Origin of the sequence: Niallia circulans (genome assembly GCF_003726095.1) — a bacterium.
Classification (GTDB): Bacteria; Bacillota; Bacilli; order Bacillales; family Cytobacillaceae; genus Niallia; species Niallia circulans_A.
Map to the genome: position 1 here is coordinate 529,309 of NZ_CP026031.1, position 15,566 is coordinate 544,874.

Here is a 15,566-nt window from a genome sequence, read left to right on the forward strand (position 1 = left end):
TTAAGCGAACTCCTCTTTTTATATTTAGGATTAATAACCTTTTTGGTAATCCACAACATTAATTGCTAGATCTTTTTCTTTTAAATAATGCTTTGCATTAAGGAGGAAAATGTCTTCTATTACTCTGCTATTGTAATGTTCTGTAGAGCCCGAAGTGTGGGGAGTTATAATAACATTTTCCAAATCCCATAGTGGACTTGTCTGCTGCAATGGTTCATTTTCAAAAACATCTAAGCCCGCACCTAAAATTTCTCCGTTTTTTAAAGCGATGACCAAATCATCCTCTTTGACTATTTCTCCACGTCCAATGTTAATAAAAAAGGCAGAGTTTTTCATGTGTTGAAATTGCTCTTTTTGGAATAGTTGATATGTATCGTCTGTTAACGGCAGTGTGACTACTACATAATCACAGAGAGGAAGGACTTCGTTTAGCTCTTCAGATGTATATAACGCATCTACATAATCGGTTGGCTTACGTGAATTTCTTACGCCGATAACATGCATATCAAATGCCTTGGCAATTTTAGCTGTTTCTAGCCCAATTGCTCCTAAACCGATAATACCGATCGTTTTTTTGTGTGCTTCTAATTTAATGTCGGTTCCATCCCATTTTCTTTTAAGCTGATTTCGTACATATGTATGAATATTTCTTGTTAGACCAAGTAGGAGCGCAAAAATTGTTTCTGAAATAGGGTAGCCATGTACGCCATTTGCACTTGTAATAACGATATTCTTTTTTCTTAACTGCTCTAAAGGAAGGGAATTCACACCTGCACTCCAAGTTTGAATCCATTTGAGCTGGTCGTTGTCCATAATAGTTTTTAAATCAAAACTACTTCTCCAACCAAGAATGATTTCAGAATCAATCAAATGCTTTTGCCAATCATCTTGTTTTAATGCTTGAATGATTTCCCATTCAGAAAATGTGGACTGTATCTTTTTCAGAAGGGAAGAATGGAGAGAATGGGTAAGTAATAATTTTCTTTTTTTCATTTTGGAGAACACTCCTTTATTTTTAAAATTTATTATTCTATTGTAACAAATATATTGATAATTTGTACTATTTTGTTATTTTCTACAATAAACACACATCAAAGAAAGCTGATGTGTGTTTATTTAAAATATACTTTTTTCTTCTAGGCAATCTTTCTTCTTAGAAATCCACTTATTATATCAATTATGGTTACCATGACAATAATCCCTAATAGGATGATACCAACTCGATCCCAATCTCTTGTACTGAGTGCGAAAATAAGTGGTGTTCCAATCCCTCCTGCACCGATAACACCTAAAATGGCAGCAGAACGAATATTTATCTCAAATCGATATAAGGTATAGGATAAAAAACCAGGTAAAACCTGCGGCAATACTGCAAACCATAAGACTTGCAATCTTGTACCACCGGCTGCTAGCAAGCTCTCTGTTGGTCCCATATCTAGATTTTCAATTTCTTCTGAAAATAATTTTCCTAACATCCCTATGGAATGTAGCCCTAATGCTAGTATTCCAGCAAATGATCCAGGACCAACTGCTTTAATAAATAAAATAGCCATGATAATTTCAGGAAATGTCCGTACGAAACTTAATACAAACTTCCCTGTGCTCGCGATTGTTTTTCCTTTGCTCATATTATTAGCAGCCCAGAATGCAAAGGGAATACAAAGAAATGCTGATATAAAGGTACCTAATATGGCAATTGCTAATGTATCAAGCAGACCACGTAATAAATCCTCGCCATCTGGCAAATATACATATTCCCAATCTGGATGAAAAATGCCTGTGAAGATGGCCTGAGAAATCTGTGCTGAACTATCCTTAATGGAAGTAACCGGTATATCAGAAAAAGCCCATATATATATAAGGATTAACAAGACGAATAGGGTAATATTTCTAAAAGATTTCTTTTTTGGCTTTGTGATTGTTTTTATTGTTTCACTCATAACAGTTTCTCCCGTAGTTTTGTACTACAATAATCGATAATTAAAACAACTAGTAAAGTAAGAATGATAATAGAAGAAGCTCTATCATATTGTAAAAAATTAAGTGTGCGATCATAATATTCACCAATTCCACCGGCACCAACTAATCCTAGTATTGCTGCTGCACGTACATTTACCTCAAATGTATATAATACATAGGAAGTAAAAGAAGCAGTAACCTGAGGAACAATACCAAAAAAAATCCATTGTATTTTGTTAGCACCTACAGCAGTCATTCCTTCTAGGGGGCCAGAATCAATAGATTCAATCGCTTCATATAAAAGCTTTGCGATCAACCCAATAGAGAAAATAATTAGTGCGATAATTCCTGGCAATGATCCAATCCCGAATATAGCAACAAAGATGGAAGCAAGTAATAGGTCCGGAATAGTTCTAATCAAATTTAAGATCATTCGAAATGGATAAAAAATAAATGCGGAGCGTACAATATTACTAGCGCAAAAAATAGCAAGAGGAATGGCTATTATAGCGCCAAAAGTAGTTCCGATTACGGCCATTCGTATTGTCACTAATAATGGTTCCATAATTTTTTGGAAATATTTCCAATCTGGTGGAACCATTTGTAAGAGTACATCAAATATATTGGGAAAGCCTTGAATTAATTCGGTAAGGCTCGCATCTGTTTTATAAGCGCTCCACCATAATAAAACAAGAAGAAGCAAGATGGTTAGTATCAATTTGTTTTTCGCTGGAGGAGTGGGCCTATTTAATAAGGGTTGTTTTATTGCTTTCTCATTCATATCGATTCCCCTAGTAATTCATCTTTTTTTATTTCACGTCCATATATTATTTTAAACACTTCATCGGTCGCCTCTTCTACGGGGCCGTCAAATACTACCTCACCTGCACGAAGACCAATAATTCGTGTCGCATATTGCCGAGCAAGGTCAATGAAGTGCAAATTGACGATGGTTGTAATACCATCTTCTACATTAATTCGTTTCAAATCATCCATAACTTGTTTAGTAGTTAAAGGATCAAGAGAAGCTACTGGCTCGTCTGCTAAGATGATTTCTGCTTCTTGTGCTAATGCGCGTGCAATTGAAACACGCTGCTGCTGGCCTCCAGAGAGTTCATCTGCACGCGAATATACCTTTTCCAATATATTGACTCGATCTAATGCCAGAAGACAAAGATCTATATCCTGTTTCGGGAAAAAGCCTAGAATAGTTCTTAAGGTACCGTGATAACCAACCCGGCCGGATAGTACATTGCGAAGAACAGTTGAACGCTTGATAAGATTAAAATTTTGAAAAATCATTCCGATATTTCTACGTATTTTTCTTAATTCAGAACCCTTCGCTGCGGTAATAGATTGACCATTAATGACAATATTTCCTGCGCTTATTTCATGAAGCCGGTTAATGGAGCGGAGGAAAGTAGATTTTCCTGCGCCAGAAAGACCAACAATGACAACAAATTCTCCTTTGTTAATCGTAATATTAATGTCATTTAATCCTTTAGTTCCATTTGGATAAATTTTAGTTACTTTTTTAAACTCTATCAATTTTTTACCAACTTTCTAATAAAAATTGAAAAAGAAATCAGATTTATATAGAGAGACTTCTTTTTTCTAGTAAAAGTCGGAATAAAGATATAATAATCCGACACTTACTAGAAAAAAGTCAACCATTTAAAATTTAAATGGTTGGCAAAAAATATTATTCTGCTACTTTTTCGTTATATTCACGGACGATATCAAATTTACTATCATCTGATACGACATATCCTTCATGTGTATAGATATCTCGAATGATTTGATGTCCTTCCTCACTTTTTCCTATTGCAATGAAAGCTTCTTGAAGTTTCTTTCTCCATTTATCACTCATATCAGAGCGAACAGAGATTGTGTCATTTGGAATATCTTCTGTATACTCAAGTACTTTTGTATCTTCAAAAACAGTTGGGTAATCTGCTTTCACAATATTACGAGCATCTTGGAAGATGACAGCCGCATCAACATCACCATTTAATAGAGCAATAACGGCTTGGTCATGTCCTTTGACCGTAACTGTTTCAACATCTCCAGGAACATTAATATCATTTTCCATTAGTTTACCAACAGGCCAAACATAACCAGCAGATGAGGTAACATCTTGCGTTGCGATTTTTTTCCCTTTTAAATCAGCTACTGTTTTAATATCAGAATCTGCCTTCACAATAAAAAGGCTTTTATAAAAATCTACTAATTCATCATTTTCACTGCCATCGTCGTTAATTCCAAAGCGTTGTGCTTGCAGAATAACATCAGCAGAACCTTTATCATGGGCAAGGACATATGCTGTAGGAGGTAAAAAACCAACATCAATTTTCTGTGAATCCATTGCTTCGATAATCGTGTTATAGTTAGTAGAAACACTCACTTTAACAGGTATCCCTAGCTCTTTAGATAGTAAACCTTCCAACGGTTTAGCTTTTGCTTCTAAAGTATCTGCATTAGAAGATGGCACGAATTGTACTGTTAATTCCTTTGGGTCATATCCATCTGTATTGCTTGTAGTTTTTTCTTCCGATCCACAAGCTGATAGTATCCCTGCAGTTAAAGCAAGGGAAAGTCCGAGCGTAGCAAATTTTTTTAACATTTTTAGACCTCCGAAGTTATTAATGTGTTACTTGTAAAAATATATAATAGATTTGTCATAATTAAAGTGGGAATAATGTTAAGAATTGCAAATTTATTGTAAAGAAGTACTAAAAAACTTTTAATAGGTTTAAGAAAAAGAGAGTTAGAGGAGAAAGAAAAGAAATTATAGGTAGTTAAGGTAGAATGAACTTGTTATAATGAACTTGCTTAATGGAGGAATAAAACGCAGCTTCGATTATACTACTTTATTCGTAAAAATTGGAAATTTAGATACTGGAGATGAAATCTTGAATACAGAAGTAACTATATTATTAACAAGTGATGTACATGGAAATGTTTTTCCATTGAATTATGGGAATAATGCCCCTGCAGATGTTGGTCTTGGTAAAATTGCTTCTATAATAAGGAATGAAAGAGCAAAGAATGTACATACCATTGTAATTGATAATGGTGATTTAATACAGGGCACGCCGTTAACCTACCATTATGCGAATTTTTTAGCAGATAAAAAAAATCCAATGATAACGATATTAAATGAATTAAAGTATGATGCAGCTGTTATTGGAAATCATGAATTTAATTATGGCTTAGATATTTTAAAATCCGCAGTAAAGGAATCAAATTTCCCTTGGTTGTCTGCAAATATTGTCGATGTAAAAACGAAAACACCATTTTTAGGAATTCCTTATGTAATAAAGAGAATAAATGGTTTTAAGATTGCTATTCTAGGTATAACAACCCATTACATTCCCAATTGGGAAAATCCTCAGAATATCAGAGGACTGCAATTTAATGATGCATATGACAGTGCAAAAGAATGGGTAGAGCTGATTAAGAAGGAAGAGCAGCCAGATGTTCTTGTTATCTCTTATCATGGAGGATTTGAAAGGGATCCTGAAACTGGTGAGCCATCCGAAGTATTGACTAGAGAGAATCAAGGATATACCATTTGTAAACAAATTGACGGGGTAGATGTACTTTTAACAGGGCATCAACATAGAGAATTAACCGGTAATATCAATGGAACAGAAATTATTCAACCAAGCAATAATGGAAAGTATGTAGGAAAAATAACATTATTACTAGATGATAAAGGCGAAGTAATCGAGAAAAGCTCTGAACTATTATCTGTTGCTGAAGTAGAAGCTGATGAGGATATTCTATTATTAGTAAAGGAAAATGAGGAATGGACACAGGAATGGTTAGATACGCCGATTGGCTATATTGATGGGGAAATGTTAGTAACAGATCCGATGCAAATTCGCTTAAAGGACAGCGCGCTTATCGAATTTATTAATAAAGTACAAATGGATGCAGCGCAAGTGAAAATCAGTAATACTGCACTTTTTAATAACGAATCACCGGGATTTAAGCCCAATGTAACAATGAGAGATATTGTATCCAATTATATTTATCCTAATACATTTAAAGTGCTTGCTCTAACTGGAAAGGATATTCGTCGTGCGCTCGAACAAAGTGCAAAATATTTTGCTTTAAATGACGAGGGAGAGCCGATTGTCAATCCTTCGTTTGTTTATCCTAAACCCCAGCACTACAACTACGATATGTGGGAAGGAATTGAATACACACTCGATCTAACTAAGCCAATTGGACAGAGAGTTGTTCAGTTAGATTTTGAGGGGGCGCCAATAGACGAGGAAGGTGTATATGAAGTAGTAATGAATAATTATCGAGCAGGAGGCGGTGGAGATTTCTTTATGTTCAAAAATAAGCCTGTTATCCGTGAAATTCAATTTGACGCTTCTGAATTAATAGCTAATTATATTATGGAGAGAAAGGTCGTACCTGCGACTTGTAATCATAATTGGAAAGTCATTTGGTAAGAGGAAGATACTATTTACACTTATAACAATAACATAAACGATAAAAACAGCTAAAACGGTAGACCGATGATCGTTATGTAGCTGTTTTTTCTACTTTTATTTATAGAAAGTTAATTGACAAGCTCTTTTATTTCCTTTTTAATATTGTTAATATTGAAAAAATTAAATAGTGTCAGGGGATGGAGAGCGTTGAGTAAACCGGTAATAGGGATAACAGGTGCATACGTATTTAAAAATAAATTTATGGAAGGCACATATGTGCATCATGATTATCAAAAATCCGTTGCAGTCAATGGAGGATTGCCAGTTATCTTGCCGTTTGTAGAGGAGGACCTGGCAAGAGAAATGGTGGATCTTTGTGATGCTGTGATTTTGAGTGGAGGAGAGGATGTAGATCCGAGTTTATTTGGAGAAGATCCACATCAAAATATAGGGGACACCATTATTTTGCGTGATAAAGTGGAAATACAAATAATTAAAAGGGCGATGGAAACGAATAAACCAATACTTGCAATTTGTAGAGGAATTCAAATTTTAAATGTTGCTTTAGGAGGAACATTAATACAAGATATTCCTTCGCAAATAAAAGATAGTATTAAACATACTCAATCTGTGAATAGAAATTTAGACACCCATTTTATTTCTATTGAAGAAAAAAGTAAGTTAGCAAATATAATTGGCGAAACAAAAACAAGAGTAAATAGCCTTCATCATCAAGCTATTGATGGTTTAGCAGCAGGCTTAGAAATAGTTGCCACTAGTAGCGATGGTGTAATAGAAGCTGTTGAGCATAAGAGCTATCCTAACTTTTTACTAGGGATTCAATGGCATCCAGAATCAATGGCGTCTACTAATGATAAAATGAATCAGATTTTTAGAGAATTCATAAAAAGTGTAAAAAAGCAGAGGGTAATGGGGTAGAAAATTTGTCTAATAAATGAAAAAATATCGAGAGTTACACAAATAGAAAGCTTAAAACTGAAAAAGATGAAAAAAAAGTTAGTATTAAGTCCTAAAATCAGCTAAAATAGTAGGGTAAGACAATTTTTTCTTTGGAGGTATAACAATGAGCGAAAAAACATTTACAGTAATTGATGAAACTGGTATTCATGCAAGACCAGCAACATTATTAGTTAGCACTGCTAGCAAGTTCAAATCAGATATGCAAATCTCTTTCAAAGGGAAATCTGTGAACTTAAAGTCTATTATGGGCGTAATGTCACTAGGTGTACCTAAAGGTGGAGAAATTACTATTTCTGCAACTGGTGAAGATGAAGTAGAAGCAGTTGATGGTGTAGAAGCTGTCCTTAAAAAAGAAGGATTAGTTGGTTAATTTTTTACCTATGACCCTCATTTATGAGGGTCTATCTCCAGTTATTTTTTTGTCATCAAATTAAAGCGTTTACACATTCGGTGGTAACTGAATATGGGGTTATTAATTTAATGTATGTACCACCTAAAGATTTGACCCTTAATCAGAATGAAATCTATTTTGATTAAGGGTCAAGTCTTTTTCATTATCTTTCTTCTTTGTAATATGAGCAATGAAAAATACAAATTTCTTTGATTCCTCATTCTGTACAAATTATATGAATTTTTAGTAAAATGTAGAGGAGATAGGGGGATTAGTATGGTTGTTAAAATAGAAGAGGTTGGCTTAAAAAGAAATGGTCAGTGGATACTGAAAAATATTAATTGGGAGATTAAAAAAGGAGAAAATTGGATTCTGTATGGTCTAAATGGGGCCGGAAAGACAGCTTTGTTAAATATGATTTGTGCGTATTATCATCCGACAGTTGGGAAAATGGAAGTATTAGGAAAAGAGTTTGGGAAGTCAGAGTTAGGAGGAGCGCTAAGGCGAAAGATTGGACTAGTATCCAACCGGCTACAACAAAATTTATATGCGTCAGATAGCGCATTTGAAATTGTACTTAGCGGCGCATATGCTTCGATTGGATTATATGAGTCACCAACAACGGAAATTAGAAACAGGGCAATTGAAATAATGGAGAAGCTAGGTAGCTTGGATTATGCAGATAGACCATATAGTAGTTTATCACAAGGAGAGAGACAAAGAGTATTAATCGGAAGAGCGCTAATGGTAAATCCCGAACTAATTATTTTAGATGAACCTGCTACAGGCTTAGATTTTTTAGCAAGAGAACAATTATTAGATACCATTTCTAGTTTGGTATCTGAAAATAGTAGCATCATTTACGTTACACATCATGTTGAGGAAATATTACCAGTGTTTTCCCATACCTTTCTGTTGAAAAAGGGAGAGGAATTTATCTCAGGATATACAAAGGAAGTATTAACCAGCAAGAACATGAGCAGCTTTTTTTCGTTACCGGTAGAAGTCATTTGGAATAATGAAAGACCACTATTAGCCAGAAGTAGCTCATTAATAAAGAAATAATAAAGGAGAAAGAATTTTGGCATATAAAATTGTATTTATTGATATTGATGGTACATTAGTAAATGAAGAGAAACAAATTCCTAGTGACGCGAAAGCAGCCATTAAGGAATTAAAGAAGCGGAATATCCCAATTGTTTTAGCAACTGGAAGAGCACCTTATTTCTTTTCTCATATTTTAGAGGAGCTTGGTTTATCGTCTTTTATTTCTTTTAATGGCTCATATGTTGTCCATGAAAAAGAGGAAGTTTATAAAAAACCAATCCCAATGGAGATACTAGAAATGCTAGAAAATACTGCCTTAAAAAATAATCATCCAATCGTTTTTCAAGGGAGCAAGGAAGGCTGCGCTAATCATAAGGAGCATGCACATATTATTGAATCATTTCAATCATTAAAATTAAAGGCACCTTCTTATCGAAAAGATTTTTGGAAGGAAGCTGATATCTATCAATGCTTGCTTTTTTGTGAGGAAAGCGAAGAAAAGGTATATGAAGAAGCGTTTTCCAATATACATTTTGTTCGTTGGCATCCTTTATCCATGGATGTTATTCCAACAGGTGGGTCAAAAGCAGCTGGGATTGCACAAATTTTAAACATACTAAATATCGATCCAAAGGAAGCTGTAGCATTTGGAGATGGATTAAATGATAAAGAAATGCTTTCGTATGTAGGAATGGGAATAGCTATGGGGAATGCCCATAAAGATATTAAGCCATATGCAAAATTTGTTACAAAGCATGTAGATGATGGGGGACTAGCTTACGGATTACAAAAAATAAGCCTCCTTTAACTTTTGATCAGAAAAAAGAGAAGATACATATATAAAGAAGCTGCCAAATATTGATCACTTTTTTTGGCAGCTTTTTAGTACTATTCTATTTGGTTGTAAGAGAGAGATTGATGACGATATTCCATAAAAATAAGTTTGATTAGTCTTCCCAGTTTTCATAGACAACAACTCCTCCTGATAAATCGATTGTATTACGTTCTCCTTTATAAAGAAGTTTGCCATCCTCTTCTACAATTAGATTTTCATAAGTAAATACTTTTTTTCCGTTTGGCAAGGTAATGACTACTTTGTCTCCATATTCTTCTGTTCCTGTTTTGGGCTCACTAGCAAAATATCTATCTGAAAATATGTAACCTCCGAAAATTGTGGTAAGCAGTAAGATAGAGCCTAAAAAATACATCACTTTTTTACCTATCCTATTTTTATTTTCAATTTCCTCATGTTTATCTGTACGTTTCATATGCTCTTCCACAATATCACCTTTTCATAAAGTTTTATTGCTCAAACGGTAACAATGGTATATACAAAATATTTCGTTGATATAGATGAAATTCCCCTTAAACTATGATATGAAACAAATTCTTAAAGATGACGAAATATTAATGGAAGAATGATTTTTTTGCATGCTTGATAAGCTGATGCTAAAAAAGGGTATTAGTTCTTTATTTCTGTATGCCAGTTCATACAATATAAGTATAATTTAGATTTTTTCTAAAAATTCCTGAAACCTTTCTTCGTCTAAGTCGTATGTATGGTAAGTACTAAAATGAAGGAGGTCTGATTTTAGTGAATACATAACAAAATTAAATTTTTAGAAAGTGAATGATGTGTATGGAATTATTCGGCTTTGATCTTCCCTCCATTTATTTAACTGTTTTAATTGGTTCGGGAATATGTGTCATATTAACCTTATTACTATCAGACTTATTTGGTGGAGACGTGGGTGTATTTAATCCTACTTTAATCCTTGCTTTTTTTACGATATTATCAGCAAGTGGTTATCTTATGGAGAAGTATTCTTCTATCAATAGCTTCATTATTCTTTCCATTTCAGCAATAATCGCACTTATTATTTCTAGCTGCTTACACTTTTTTGTTTTTATTCCTCTTGCTAATGCAGAAGAATCATTAGTTTATAGCGATGAATCACTTAAGGGAAGAATTGGCAAAGTCATTACAGCAATTCCGCAGGATGGCTATGGAGAAATATTGATCGAAAGCATCAGTGGAAATATCTCAAAAACTGCAGCAAGCTTTTATAACGAAGAAATTGGATTTGGCGAAGAAACGGTTATAGTAGAAATTAAAGAAAATGTTGCTTATGTTGTTCGCAAGGATGGCATATAGTAAAGCAAACAAAAGGAGGAAAAATGAATGGCAATTGAGATTTATATTGTAATAGGAATTGTAGCATTTTTATTAATCGCACTTATTAGTATTTTTATGGCGAAATATAAGACTGCAGGACCAGATGAAGCACTAATTGTAACAGGTAGTTATTTAGGTTCTAAAAATGTTCATGTCGATGAATCAGGAAATAAAATTAAAATTATTAGGGGCGGAGGGACATTTATTCTCCCGGTTTTCCAGCAATCAGAACCTCTGAGTTTATTATCTAGTAAATTAGATGTTTCAACACCGGAAGTATATACAGAACAAGGCGTTCCAGTTATGGCAGACGGCACAGCTATTATTAAAATTGGTGGTTCTATTGGTGAAATTGCCACTGCAGCTGAACAGTTTCTAGGAAAAACAAAACAAGATCGTGAAAATGAAGCAAGAGAAGTATTAGAAGGCCATTTACGCTCTATTTTAGGTAGTATGACAGTCGAAGAAATTTATAAAAATCGAGATAAGTTTTCGCAAGAGGTCCAAAGGGTTGCTTCTCATGACTTAGCAAAAATGGGTCTAGTCATTGTATCCTTCACGATTAAAGATGTCAGAGATAAAAACGGATACTTAGAATCGCTTGGTAAACCAAGAATTGCCCAAGTTAAACGCGATGCAGATATCGCAACAGCTGAGGCAGATAAAGAAACAAGAATCAAAAAAGCCGAAGCAGATAAAGATGCTAAAAAGGCAGAATTAGAAAGAGCAACAGAGATTGCCGAAGCAGAAAAAGAAAATCAAATGAAAATTGCTGATTATAGAAGAGAGCAAGATGTTGCAAAAGCACGTGCTGACCAAGCATATGATTTAGAAAGCGCTCGATCTAAGCAAGAAGTTACTGAGCAAGAAATGCAAATTAAGATCATTGAAAGACAGAAACAAATTGAGTTGGAAGAAAAAGAGATTTTAAGAAGAGAAAAGCAGTATGATTCAGAGGTTAAAAAGAAAGCAGATGCAGATCGTTATGCAATGGAGCAGGCTGCCGAAGCGAATAAACGCCGTGAAATTGCCGAAGCGGATGCGAATCAATATCGAATTGAATCACAAGCAAAAGCGGAAGCAGAAAAAGTGCGAGTAGATGGTTTAGCAAAAGCGGAAGCAGAAAAAGCAAAAGGGGAAACAGAAGCAGAAATTATCCGCTTAAAAGGTTTGGCTGAAGCGGAAGCAAAACGCAAAATTGCCGAAGCATATGCACAATATGGTCAAGCGGCAATCTTGGATATGGTACTTGATATGTTACCTGAATACGCAAAACAAGTAGCTAGTCCATTAGCTAATATCGATAAGATTACGGTTGTGGATACTGGAAGTGATGGCAGCAACGGTGGAGCAAATAAAGTGACAGGCTATGCAACAAACTTAATGTCAACAATGCAAGAATCATTAAAGGCATCTGCTGGAATCGATGTAAAAGAATTACTTGAAAATTTATCAGGCAAAGGAAATATTCGTCAGAGTATTAATGAGTTAAATGATAATTTAAGTAATAAAACAGAATAAAGAAAAAAAGACTCATCTGAAATAAATTTCAGATGAGTCTTTTGGTGTTACTCTTTTTCTTTTAAATCTTCAATTGAATTAATATCTTTCATATAGCTTGGTACAACAAGACCTAGTTTTGTTCCTTCTAAGTTAGGTCCTAGGTCTTCGAATTGACCTTTGAATTTGTTTGCATAATCTTCATGCGTAATTGGTAACCAACCTGCAATATGTGCATCTAGGCTGCCATCTGCTACACCAGTCCACATTGGACCTGCTTCAACTTGACTTAATGTTACCTTATAACCTAAATCTGTTAAAACTTTGCCGATAACATTGGTACTTGCAATTTCACTATCCCATGCTACATAACCGATTTTAATTTTGTCTCCGTCTACTTTGCTCACGCCTTTTGTCCATTCACTAACTTTATCAGCGTTATCTTTTATCCATTTTTCAGCGGCTTTTTCAGGATCTTCGCCATCATAGATATCCATCATAACAACACCCATGTCATCTGTTGTCCAGTGGAAATTATCTAGTACCTGATATGCTTCAGGCATATCTTCTTTTAATCCGTTACGCGCAATGGAATGAATATTCTCATTTTCACCAAAAGAGCCCTTTGGATCTTCCAAGTATTTTAAATCATATGCAGTGAACATCCAATGTGGAGTCCAGCCTGTTATGATAATTGGTTCTTTTTTGTCATACGCTTTTTTTAGAGTAGCCGTCATTGCTGCGCTTGAACCTTCTACCAATTTCCAATCCTTTAAGTCATAGTCGCTAATCGCCTTATTAGCTGCTTTCATTATACCTGCACCAGGATCGATACCGATAATTTCATAATCAACTTTTTCACCAATTGTGGCATTCGGATCGTCTGCGCTGTTAGAACCACAGGCAGCTAACCCTAAGGTAAGAGTGATTGCTCCTAATAGACTAGTCATTTTTTTCATATTATTTTGCCCCCTTTTTCTTTGTTCCCACATTTTGGGTAATTCTATCTAAAATGATCGCAAGTACTACAATAGATATACCAGCTTCAAATCCACGTCCAATTTGAATTTGAGTTACAGCACGATATACATCAGCACCAAGTCCTGGTGCACCAACCATTGCAGCAATAACTACCATTGATAGTGCAAGCATAATACTTTGGTTAATACCAGCTAGTATTGTTGGCATAGCAAGTGGTAATTCAACCTTTAATAATTTTTGGCTAGTTGTACTACCGAAGCTTTCTGTCGCTTCTCTAATATCGCTAGGAACCTGTTGGATACCAAGAATAGTCAAACGAATAGTAGGTGGCATAGCAAATATTACTGATGCTACCACTCCAGGTACGACCCCGATACTAAAGAAGAAGATAGCAGGAATAAGATAGACAAAGGCTGGCATTGTTTGCATAAAGTCTAATATTGGGATAACAATATTGCGGACAGTGCTATTTTGTGAAGCCCATATTCCTAGTGGAACACCAATTATTATGGAGATAAATACAGCAGAGAGTACAAGAGCTAGTGTATCAATCATTGGTTCCCAGTAGCCTAAATTATCTACTAGTAATAATCCGATAAGAGTAAAGAGTGCAATCTTCTTATTCGCTAATTTCCATGCAAGTAATGTAAGTAAAATAATTAATAAAATAGGAGGAATAAACCCAAAGAAGCCTACTAAAATATTTACAACAAATTCTAATACAGCAGTGATTCCATCAAATAATACTTCGAAGGTAGTTGTCAACCAGGCGACAAAGGAATCAATCCAATCTGCAACTGGTAATTTAGGAATTAGATTATTCATTATTCATTCCCCCCAACTAATACTGATTCTTCTGTTGGTGGAGTATTAATAAGCTCGTTGTTACCAGCAAGGGCTCCAATAACTGCACCTCTAACGAGAATCCCTTTTAATCTCTTCTGCTCATCTATTACTGCAACTGGAATGATTGCAGTTGATACCTTATCAAAGAGATCAGCTAATAATGTGTCACCTGTAACCGTAATTACATCTTTTTGTAAAATGGTTTCAATGCCTTCATTGTTTTCGGCAGCTGCACGGGCATCGTCAGCTGTAATTGCTCCGAGTAATTCTCTTTTCTTGTTCACGACATAGATGCTGGAAATTCCAAGTTTCTTCATCATTTGTAACGCGACACGAGGACCTTTTTCAATCGTGACTGCTTCTGCGCGTTTCATTATATGATTGGCAGTTAATACTTTCGATAAATCTACATCTTCGACAAATCGTTCCACATAATCATTGGAAGGATTCATTAATATTTCTTCTGGTGTTCCGACTTGAACAATGGTTCCATCTTTCATTAGCGCTATACGGTCGCCAATACGAAGTGCTTCGTCTAAATCATGTGTAATAAAAATGATTGTTTTTTCCATATTTGATTGCAAGTCTAATAATTCGTCTTGCATATCTTTTCGAATGAGGGGATCAAGGGCACTAAATGCTTCATCCATTAGAAGAATATCAGGGTCATTAGCTAAAGCGCGAGCAAGACCGACTCTTTGCTGCATTCCACCACTCAATTGGTCTGGATATTGGGATTCATACCCTGATAATCCAACTAATTTAAGTGATTCAAGTGCACGTTCTTTTCTTGATGCTTTATCAATCCCTTGAATTTCTAAACCATATTCTGCATTTTCCAATATTGTTCGATGAGGGAGTAGAGCGAATTTTTGGAAGACCATACTTATTTTTTCTCTGCGTACTTTACGTAAATCTTCTTTTGACATTTTTACGATGTCTTTCCCATCAATATAAATGTTCCCGATTGTAGGATCAATCAGACGATTAAACATACGTACTAATGTTGATTTACCACTACCGGATAGTCCCATAATAACAAATATCTCACCAGGATTTACTTCAAAACTAGCCTTGTTTACACCGACTGTTGCTCCTGTTTTTTTGAGGATATCTTTTTTTGATTCACCACTATTTAATAGTTGAATTGCTTTTTTTGCGTTTTTGCCGAAAATCTTTGTGACATTTTCGACTTTTAATTTTGCCATACTTTCCATTCTTTCACCTCTTTAAT

16 protein-coding genes are annotated in these 15,566 nt (G+C 34.9%); 7 read left to right on the plus strand and 9 right to left on the minus strand.

Features of this window, described 5'->3' with window-relative positions:
* Positions 1-30: 30 nt before the first annotated feature.
* From C2I06_RS02355 to C2I06_RS02375, 5 genes are all read right to left on the minus strand, one after another.
* Positions 31-993, minus strand: a complete 963-nt coding sequence (locus C2I06_RS02355; protein WP_095328985.1) for a D-2-hydroxyacid dehydrogenase — start codon at positions 991-993, stop codon at positions 31-33.
* Between the two features lie 143 nt (positions 994-1,136).
* The gene (gene phnE / locus C2I06_RS02360) at positions 1,137-1,940 is read right to left on the minus strand and encodes a phosphonate ABC transporter, permease protein PhnE (protein WP_095328986.1); all 804 of its coding nucleotides are present in this window, start codon (positions 1,938-1,940) and stop codon (positions 1,137-1,139) included.
* A complete protein-coding gene (gene phnE, locus C2I06_RS02365; protein WP_095328987.1) occupies positions 1,937-2,740 on the minus strand; it encodes a phosphonate ABC transporter, permease protein PhnE in 804 nt (267 codons plus the stop codon). The genes phnE (C2I06_RS02360) and phnE (C2I06_RS02365) overlap by 4 nt, the downstream gene beginning before the upstream one ends.
* A complete protein-coding gene (gene phnC, locus C2I06_RS02370) occupies positions 2,737-3,507 on the minus strand; it encodes a phosphonate ABC transporter ATP-binding protein (RefSeq protein WP_095328988.1) in 771 nt (256 codons plus the stop codon). Before phnC ends, phnE (C2I06_RS02365) begins: the two co-directional genes overlap by 4 nt.
* Positions 3,508-3,661: 154 nt before the next feature.
* Positions 3,662-4,582 carry a phosphate/phosphite/phosphonate ABC transporter substrate-binding protein gene (locus C2I06_RS02375; protein ID WP_123257381.1) on the minus strand — a complete coding sequence of 307 codons (921 nt, stop codon included), beginning with the start codon at positions 4,580-4,582 and terminating at the stop codon, positions 3,662-3,664.
* 289 nt (positions 4,583-4,871) lie between these two features.
* Here C2I06_RS02375 and C2I06_RS02380 point away from each other — a divergent pair, with 289 nt between their 5' ends.
* The 5 genes from C2I06_RS02380 (at position 4,872) to C2I06_RS02400 (ending at position 9,637) form a co-directional block, all read left to right on the plus strand.
* A complete protein-coding gene (locus C2I06_RS02380; RefSeq protein WP_095329002.1) occupies positions 4,872-6,428 on the plus strand; it encodes a bifunctional metallophosphatase/5'-nucleotidase in 1,557 nt (518 codons plus the stop codon).
* 189 nt (positions 6,429-6,617) lie between these two features.
* Positions 6,618-7,349: a gamma-glutamyl-gamma-aminobutyrate hydrolase family protein gene (locus C2I06_RS02385; protein WP_095328990.1), complete on the plus strand. Its 732-nt coding sequence runs from the start codon at positions 6,618-6,620 to the stop codon at positions 7,347-7,349.
* Positions 7,350-7,494: 145 nt separating this feature from the next.
* Complete coding sequence (locus tag C2I06_RS02390; protein WP_016200885.1) at positions 7,495-7,761, plus strand: phosphocarrier protein HPr; 267 nt, start codon at positions 7,495-7,497, stop codon at positions 7,759-7,761.
* Positions 7,762-8,058: 297 nt separating this feature from the next.
* Entirely contained in the window at positions 8,059-8,847 is a 789-nt protein-coding gene (locus C2I06_RS02395) for an ABC transporter ATP-binding protein (protein ID WP_095328991.1), read from the plus strand.
* A 16-nt stretch (positions 8,848-8,863) separates the two neighbouring features.
* The gene (locus C2I06_RS02400; protein ID WP_095328992.1) at positions 8,864-9,637 is read left to right on the plus strand and encodes a Cof-type HAD-IIB family hydrolase; all 774 of its coding nucleotides are present in this window, start codon (positions 8,864-8,866) and stop codon (positions 9,635-9,637) included.
* 139 nt (positions 9,638-9,776) lie between these two features.
* Here C2I06_RS02400 and C2I06_RS02405 read toward each other — a convergent pair whose 3' ends face one another.
* Positions 9,777-10,097, minus strand: coding sequence for a hypothetical protein (locus C2I06_RS02405; protein ID WP_095329003.1), 321 nt, complete (start codon positions 10,095-10,097; stop codon positions 9,777-9,779).
* A gap of 371 nt (positions 10,098-10,468) precedes the next feature.
* On the opposite strand from C2I06_RS02405, the gene C2I06_RS02410 reads away from it, so the two are divergent.
* Positions 10,469-10,984, plus strand: coding sequence for an NfeD family membrane protein (locus C2I06_RS02410; protein WP_095328993.1), 516 nt, complete (start codon positions 10,469-10,471; stop codon positions 10,982-10,984).
* Positions 10,985-11,011: 27 nt separating this feature from the next.
* Positions 11,012-12,526 carry a flotillin lipid rafts scaffold protein FloT gene (locus tag C2I06_RS02415; protein ID WP_095328994.1) on the plus strand — a complete coding sequence of 505 codons (1,515 nt, stop codon included), beginning with the start codon at positions 11,012-11,014 and terminating at the stop codon, positions 12,524-12,526.
* A gap of 47 nt (positions 12,527-12,573) precedes the next feature.
* Here C2I06_RS02415 and C2I06_RS02420 read toward each other — a convergent pair whose 3' ends face one another.
* From C2I06_RS02420 to proV, 3 genes are read right to left on the minus strand one after another with little or no spacing between them, the layout of a single operon-like run.
* Entirely contained in the window at positions 12,574-13,464 is an 891-nt protein-coding gene (locus C2I06_RS02420; protein WP_095328995.1) for a glycine betaine ABC transporter substrate-binding protein, read from the minus strand.
* A gap of 1 nt (position 13,465) precedes the next feature.
* Complete coding sequence (locus C2I06_RS02425; RefSeq protein ID WP_095328996.1) at positions 13,466-14,311, minus strand: ABC transporter permease; 846 nt, start codon at positions 14,309-14,311, stop codon at positions 13,466-13,468.
* On the minus strand, positions 14,311-15,549 hold the full coding sequence (gene proV, locus C2I06_RS02430) for a glycine betaine/L-proline ABC transporter ATP-binding protein ProV (protein ID WP_095328997.1): 1,239 nt from the start codon (positions 15,547-15,549) through the stop codon (positions 14,311-14,313). The genes C2I06_RS02425 and proV overlap by 1 nt, the downstream gene beginning before the upstream one ends.
* Positions 15,550-15,566: the final 17 nt, after the last annotated feature.

Excerpts from the sequence above, each read along its gene's own strand:
- C2I06_RS02355 (WP_095328985.1), bottom strand. The coding sequence starts at position 993 with ATGAAAAAAAGAAAATTATTACTTACCCATTCTCTCCATTCTTCCCTT.
- phnE (WP_095328986.1), bottom strand. The coding sequence starts at position 1,940 with ATGAGTGAAACAATAAAAACAATCACAAAGCCAAAAAAGAAATCTTTT.
- phnE (WP_095328987.1), bottom strand. The coding sequence starts at position 2,740 with ATGAATGAGAAAGCAATAAAACAACCCTTATTAAATAGGCCCACTCCT.
- C2I06_RS02375 (WP_123257381.1), bottom strand. The coding sequence starts at position 4,582 with ATGTTAAAAAAATTTGCTACGCTCGGACTTTCCCTTGCTTTAACTGCA.
- C2I06_RS02390 (WP_016200885.1), top strand. The coding sequence starts at position 7,495 with ATGAGCGAAAAAACATTTACAGTAATTGATGAAACTGGTATTCATGCA.
- C2I06_RS02395 (WP_095328991.1), top strand. The coding sequence starts at position 8,059 with ATGGTTGTTAAAATAGAAGAGGTTGGCTTAAAAAGAAATGGTCAGTGG.
- C2I06_RS02405 (WP_095329003.1), bottom strand. The coding sequence starts at position 10,097 with ATGAAACGTACAGATAAACATGAGGAAATTGAAAATAAAAATAGGATA.
- C2I06_RS02410 (WP_095328993.1), top strand. The coding sequence starts at position 10,469 with ATGGAATTATTCGGCTTTGATCTTCCCTCCATTTATTTAACTGTTTTA.
- C2I06_RS02415 (WP_095328994.1), top strand. The coding sequence starts at position 11,012 with ATGGCAATTGAGATTTATATTGTAATAGGAATTGTAGCATTTTTATTA.
- C2I06_RS02420 (WP_095328995.1), bottom strand. The coding sequence starts at position 13,464 with ATGAAAAAAATGACTAGTCTATTAGGAGCAATCACTCTTACCTTAGGG.
- C2I06_RS02425 (WP_095328996.1), bottom strand. The coding sequence starts at position 14,311 with ATGAATAATCTAATTCCTAAATTACCAGTTGCAGATTGGATTGATTCC.
- proV (WP_095328997.1), bottom strand. The coding sequence starts at position 15,549 with ATGGAAAGTATGGCAAAATTAAAAGTCGAAAATGTCACAAAGATTTTC.